This window comes from Pedobacter sp. 10L46_2 (assembly GCF_056395165.1).
Genome location: NZ_JBFTIZ010000265.1, coordinates 1 through 5,846, shown reverse-complemented (window position 1 = coordinate 5,846; position 5,846 = coordinate 1). Strand labels below are relative to the sequence as shown.

The 5,846-nt window shown below is 34.1% G+C and carries 6 protein-coding genes; 2 read left to right on the top strand and 4 right to left on the bottom strand.

Annotation, left to right across the window (positions count from 1 at the left end; translation table 11 throughout):
* Window positions 1–506 precede the first annotated feature (506 nt).
* Together AC1DDX_RS21710 and AC1DDX_RS21705 are read left to right on the top strand one after the other, a co-directional pair.
* Window positions 507–1,271 carry a sensor histidine kinase gene (locus AC1DDX_RS21710; RefSeq protein WP_288882645.1) on the top strand — a complete coding sequence of 255 codons (765 nt, stop codon included), beginning with the start codon at window positions 507–509 and terminating at the stop codon, window positions 1,269–1,271.
* A 1-nt stretch (window position 1,272) separates the two neighbouring features.
* Entirely contained in the window at window positions 1,273–1,992 is a 720-nt protein-coding gene (locus tag AC1DDX_RS21705) for a LytR/AlgR family response regulator transcription factor (RefSeq protein WP_288882647.1), read from the top strand.
* Window positions 1,993–2,327: 335 nt separating this feature from the next.
* Here AC1DDX_RS21705 and AC1DDX_RS21700 read toward each other — a convergent pair whose 3' ends face one another.
* The 4 genes from AC1DDX_RS21700 to AC1DDX_RS21685 form a co-directional block, all read right to left on the bottom strand.
* Window positions 2,328–2,891: a cupin domain-containing protein gene (locus AC1DDX_RS21700; protein ID WP_288882649.1), complete on the bottom strand. Its 564-nt coding sequence runs from the start codon at window positions 2,889–2,891 to the stop codon at window positions 2,328–2,330.
* A gap of 889 nt (window positions 2,892–3,780) precedes the next feature.
* Entirely contained in the window at window positions 3,781–4,650 is an 870-nt protein-coding gene (locus tag AC1DDX_RS21695) for a helix-turn-helix transcriptional regulator (protein WP_288882651.1), read from the bottom strand.
* 5 nt (window positions 4,651–4,655) lie between these two features.
* Window positions 4,656–5,030, bottom strand: a complete 375-nt coding sequence (locus tag AC1DDX_RS21690) for a VOC family protein (protein ID WP_288882653.1) — start codon at window positions 5,028–5,030, stop codon at window positions 4,656–4,658.
* Window positions 5,031–5,282: 252 nt separating this feature from the next.
* Window positions 5,283–5,759, bottom strand: coding sequence for a hypothetical protein (locus AC1DDX_RS21685; RefSeq protein ID WP_288882655.1), 477 nt, complete (start codon window positions 5,757–5,759; stop codon window positions 5,283–5,285).
* Between the last annotated feature and the right edge of the window lie 87 nt (window positions 5,760–5,846).

Sequence of the window (5,846 nt, the reverse complement as noted above, 5' to 3'; positions counted from 1 at the left end):
ATTGTTAGAAAAGCTAGGATTTGGGCTTAAAGAAAAAATAGTGGCAAATGACGTACCCTTATTGCTTTACAAGTTAAACGACGACTGAAAAATTATATCACAAAAATCGTTGAACAATTAGTAATCCGTCGACAGAACACAGCCTTATATCTATGTTATAGCGTTAAATTTTTCGATTATAGTAAATTCGGCCAAATTTGTGGTCTAATTTAATGGAGAATAAAATATCAAACCATCTTTTACTATGGTTTTTCTGCGCATTGATCCTAACCGGAATATACTCAATTGGCCTACCTAGTTTTTATGTAGCGGCAATTGTCATTCTGCTATTGCTGCCGGTCCATATCATTTACTATTATAGTGTAACGATTTGGCTGATACCCCAAAACTTGAACAAGAAGAAATGCAGCGTCTTAATCCTAGGTATATTAGCCTGTTGCATCTTCTGTACGCTGCTATTTCGAATTATGGAAATCACCATAGTAGATCCTTACATCTTAAAGAAGATGCAGGCACAATCTCCAGGTTTCAAATGGAAAAAGCTGAATGGTACTTTTATAGAACAGCTGATCAACCCCATTTATTTAATCAATGCACTAGAACAAAGCAATACGGTAATTTGGATTGCCATATCTATTAAATATTTTAAAATCTGGTTTGAAAGAAGGCAGGTTGTACTTCAATCGGAGGTCGATTTTCTAAAAGCAAAACTTAATCCTCATTTCCTGTTCAATACGCTTAATAATCTATATGCATTGACCTTGATTAAATCTCCAGAATCTCCTAAAATAGTACTTGGCTTGTCCAGTATTTTAAGATATATGCTTAATGAATGTCATCACTCAAGTGTACCGTTAAAAAGGGATATCGAAATTTTAAACAGCTATGTTGAACTTGAAAAAATTAGGTACGACGATCGATTAGATCTTTCTTTTAGTATTAATGGAGAAATTCTAGAACAAAGAATCCCCCCTCTTTTAATGTTCCCCCTAGTAGAGAATGCTTTTAGGGAAGGTATAAGCGAGACTATCGAAGATCCCTGGATAAATATTAACTTGGAAATCAAAGGCTGTAATATTAAATTTAAGGTATCTCATAGTTTACCCAAATTTAAACCCTTAAGTCAAACAGACACCTTTGAGCTCAATGGGCTTAAAAACCTACATAAAAAATTAGAGGCACAATTTTCTGGCGGTTATGAATTGAAGATGCATGAAGGAGAAGAAATGTCGATAGCAATTATGCAATTAGACCTCACAAAACAGTATTAAGATGAAGATCAAAACATTAATTGTGGATGATGAGCCACATGCCATTGAAGTAATTGAGAGCCATATATCAAACTTCTCAGAACTTGATATTGTTGCAAAATGTAGTAATGCCATTGAAGCTTTTAAAATTTTGCAGCAAACAAAAGTAGATCTTATTTTTTTAGACATAAAAATGCCGGGTCTAACAGGAACTGATTTTATCAGGAATCTTAAAAATCCGCCAAAAGTAATCTTCACGACTGCCTTTGAAAATTATGCACTCGAAGGTTTCGACTTAAATGCTATCGACTATTTATTAAAACCCATTGGATTTGATCGGTTTCTTAAAGCTATTGAAAAGTTATTCACCTTACAAAAAGCCAATTACCAAAAAATAAGCTTGGTTGAAAAACCTGCAGAACAAAAAACAGATACTTTTCTTTATCTAAGAGTAGAACGAAAAATGGTAAAAGTGAATGTAAGTGACATCTATTGGATTGAGAGCTTAAAAGACTACATCAAAGTTGTGCTCAAAGATAAAGTCTTAATCTCAAAACAAATGATCAGTGTAATAGAAGATCTTTTGCCTGAAGATAAATTTGTACGAATCCATCGTTCATTTATTGTTTCCTTATCAAAAGTTGAAAGTTTCCATTCCTATTCTGTAGAACTTTTGGGTAAAGAAATTCCAATTGGCAGAAACTATAAAGCAGCATGCCATAAAAGATTGAGAGAATTGTAAAAATTAGCCCATCTTAAAAATCACATTTCTGTTCGCCTTTATTTTTATCTGGTCATTACTATCCATCAAGTAGTTTCTTCCATCTATTAGTGATTTTCTTGAATTTCGATACTTTAAGGGAAGCGTACAATATTGTTCATTGGCCGAAGTGTTAACTTGCCTGATGCGCTCCTTTCCAAGGATCCTTTCAAAAGAAATACAGCATCATTTTGCATCGTTTGAACTACGGATAAGTTACGGATCCTAAGGCTTGATTTTGTTTACCCAACATATCAAAAATAAAATTCTCTTCATCCTGGTTAATTTCACTTAGTGATTTGAGATCAAATTTTAGCTTATTCAGAAACGGAACAAGATTGCATAGTTGCTATTTTACTTCGATAACGCATTAGCAAAAAAAAGGGGTAGAAAAACAAGTACAACACAGACAGTGTTATTTTACTTAATTTACTCAGCCTGAAACTATTTCTATACCTATTTAATAAATAAAGCATGAGTGGCAATGGTGGTATACCTGCCTTATTGGTTTTGCCCTCATTGGCCAAATTAGTCAATGTATTCAAAAATGCCTCTGTTTGTAACGGCGGAAAAATCTTCCAACTTACCATTGTATCTAAATAGCCCGAATTCCACATGCTATGATGAACACCAGGCTCAATACAAAATTCCTCTCCTTTTTTGTAAATCTTTATCTCTGCATTCATTCTTACGGTTAACTCTCCGGCTAAAACGTTAAATACTTCTTTTTGTATAGGGTGGTAATGCAGTGGCGGCTCATCAGAAAAAGCAGCATATACCGCTTCCATTTCTAATAGCCCATTATTTGCGTCTTTATTACTTTTAATAAACTTAATGACCTGACCTGTTGCTTGGTTTGTAATCTGATAATTTGCCGACATAAATTGCAGTTGAATTAGTTAATTAGTTTTTCAAATTTTCATATTGTGGAAATCTATATCAACAAAAAATGACATAAACGATAAACTAAACTCCGAAATGCCAATTCTTGTCGCCAAAATGCATTATCTAACTGATTGTTCTTGATGCAGCACTTTAAAACATCAAAAGACCAATCAAAGTTATTTTGCAATCTATACCAAATGAATAGAAAAACCGCTCTGAGAGCGGAGTTTGAATACAGCGGTCAACATCTAATCATAGCATTCTTAAACTGGACTCCTTAACCTTGATGAAATTATTGTTTGGGAAAAATTCCTATACATGGCTTTATCTGAAATTCCAGAAGATCAAAGCAGCCCTAAAATACTTGTAAATCTCTATGGATTTACGGCTGAAAGTTTCGATGTGCACAAAAGATTCGGGACCATTGTACCAACCGTATTAGCTAGTTAAGGCTGGGAAGTTGGTCATGTGAACCCATTTGAAGAAAGCGGCACTATAACTCTTACCAATTACAATAGAATAGAATAATGTGTTACAGCTGCACACGTACACCACGATAAAAGTAAAACAGATAAGTATAGTGAGCTTTTAATAGCGAGAATGAACAGTTTTACACTTTATCTCCTTGCGAGATGTAGATCATAAATTACAACTATCGCTCAGACAAAATTAGGATTTGCAGATTTAGCAGCAAGAAAAAACCAAGGACTATTTGTTCGGGTATGGCAATATCAAAAGAGAGGATAAAAAACATCCAACAATACCAAAGGCCTTTGAACGAACACTAGGGCAATACTTAAGGATATTACCCTATGAACACCATACAGCTAGTTAACAATAATATTCAATATCAGAAATTCAATTAAGTCACCCTTGAATTCTTTATCACTCAACTTGAAACAAAGCCTTTCTATATTTAAGAGGTGATAATTTAAATTGTGCCTTGAAAACTCTTATAAATGAGCTGGTAGATTCATAACCAACAGCAAATGCAATTTCATTAATGGGACCATTTTCAGTACTCAATAAATTCTTAGCTCGGTTTAATCTCGTTAGCATTAAGTACTGATAAGGCGACATGCCGAATACCTGCTTAAAAGTTCGCAACAAATGGTTAACGGACAAAAATGATGCGCTTGCGACATCCTCCAAATTGAAATTTCTGTTATAATTATTACTAATAAATTCCTTGGCCAGACAAACTCGTTTAAAAATCTCTTTTTTTGTATCTGCACGCACACAATCTAATGCATCTACAGATGCCTTGTAATTTTTATAATATGCTGAATAGTAAATCTTGAGAAAATGACGGATATATTCATTCATCAAGGTTTCATCTTCATTTTTCGCCTGAATCTGTTTATACATATTTAGGAGGTTATACTGCATATCACCAGCAAGGGGATAAATCGATTGGTAAGGAAAGGCCTCCTGCGGTAGCATAGTGCCAACAAAAAAGTCATCATCAACTCCGTTTTCTGTTTTAAAAGCACTTAAAAACTCCTTTGTAATTGATATCGACAAAACTTTCACCATTTCATCAGATTCAACAGCACTTGTATAGTCAGTATCAGGTGCCAATAGCATAAAATTATCCGGAAAAAGCATAATCTCCTTTCTTCTAAACTTGAAGTACTGCTGCCCACTTAAAACCGCCTTAATTGTAAAATGCTCTTCCTTCTTTTGCCAGCTGTTACTTGACATACTTCTAATATCAATTGAATTTTTATTGGCAAACTCTTTATGTATTTTCATCCTTGTTACAGTATTTTTTTCTCATAAATACGCTCTTCCAGCAAAGTGAATACGTTACCATAAGGGTCTATAAATTCAGCTTCCAAACCTTTGTCATTGTAATCAGGCACTTTTGCAAATACAACACCATTTGCTTTTAACTGCAAATAATCTTTAATACAATCTGTTGTGTTTAATACCAGATTCATGCCCTTGACAACCTGTTCCGATTCGATGAGAATGATCCCCATACCAATTGCCACATTACAAAATGCCACATGGTTTTGCATTAAATCAATAATGGGATAGGCTTGTTCAAAACCAAGTACATCTCGATAGAATACACTTCCTTCTTCTAATTTGCTTACATAAATAAAAACGTATTTAACACTCAATTCCATTTTATGATCTATTTAAACAACTACGTTCTTTAAGCAACGAAGTATTTTATTAGATGAAATTACTGCCTTCGATAAAAAAAGAATAGGAATAGAGATATGTGCTATTGGAAAACAGACCAAAGACAAAAAGATAGTCATAAAAGACATCTGTCATCAAAAGCCAGCCATTATTAGGTAAAACCATGTTGTACATCTATAGAATAGTATGATATATCTACAGAAAGACATGAGCCTTAAGGCAATTAAATGCAACTACTGCTTATAAGTTTTATCAGAATGAAAAATTGAGATAATTAAGCCGAACAGACCCGCGGATAAAAAGCAGCCACGCAGCACAATTGCGTTTATCCATTCTGATTGGAGTGAGCTCCAAGAGTTGCTTCCAATTGGATAGTTTTTAAAGGCAGTATTGATCGGGATATTGATTTGAACAGCAATGATCAAATCGACGACAATAGTTATCAAGGCAATTGTAGTGGCCAGAAATGCAAAACTTTTATAGCGCGCCCTCATAAAAACTAAAGATCCGATACCAAAAATCAAAGACATAGCATATAAAGACATGAGCCTTGAGCCGATGACTCCATCTAATAGGTTACGCTGTTCAGCAAACGTAGCTGTGTTCACCTGTTGAAGTGCTGTGGCATTGCCTAGCATATAAAAAATGCCTTGAGAACTCAGCACAGTTACCAAGATTAAAAATACTGACCGAAAGATTGTTAAAATCATAACCTATAGATTTAAATGAAACACTGTTTATTAATAGATAAAAGGATAAATGCTATTGCTCCAAATCCATCGTCAATACCCAAATAG

Bases quoted from the DNA above. Each gene is read 5' to 3' on its own strand.
- AC1DDX_RS21710 (WP_288882645.1), top strand. From the start codon at position 507: ATGCAGGCACAATCTCCAGGTTTCAAATGGAAAAAGCTGAATGGTACT.
- AC1DDX_RS21705 (WP_288882647.1), top strand. From the start codon at position 1,273: ATGAAGATCAAAACATTAATTGTGGATGATGAGCCACATGCCATTGAA.
- AC1DDX_RS21700 (WP_288882649.1), bottom strand. From the start codon at position 2,891: ATGTCGGCAAATTATCAGATTACAAACCAAGCAACAGGTCAGGTCATT.
- AC1DDX_RS21695 (WP_288882651.1), bottom strand. From the start codon at position 4,650: ATGAAAATACATAAAGAGTTTGCCAATAAAAATTCAATTGATATTAGA.
- AC1DDX_RS21690 (WP_288882653.1), bottom strand. From the start codon at position 5,030: ATGGAATTGAGTGTTAAATACGTTTTTATTTATGTAAGCAAATTAGAA.
- AC1DDX_RS21685 (WP_288882655.1), bottom strand. From the start codon at position 5,759: ATGATTTTAACAATCTTTCGGTCAGTATTTTTAATCTTGGTAACTGTG.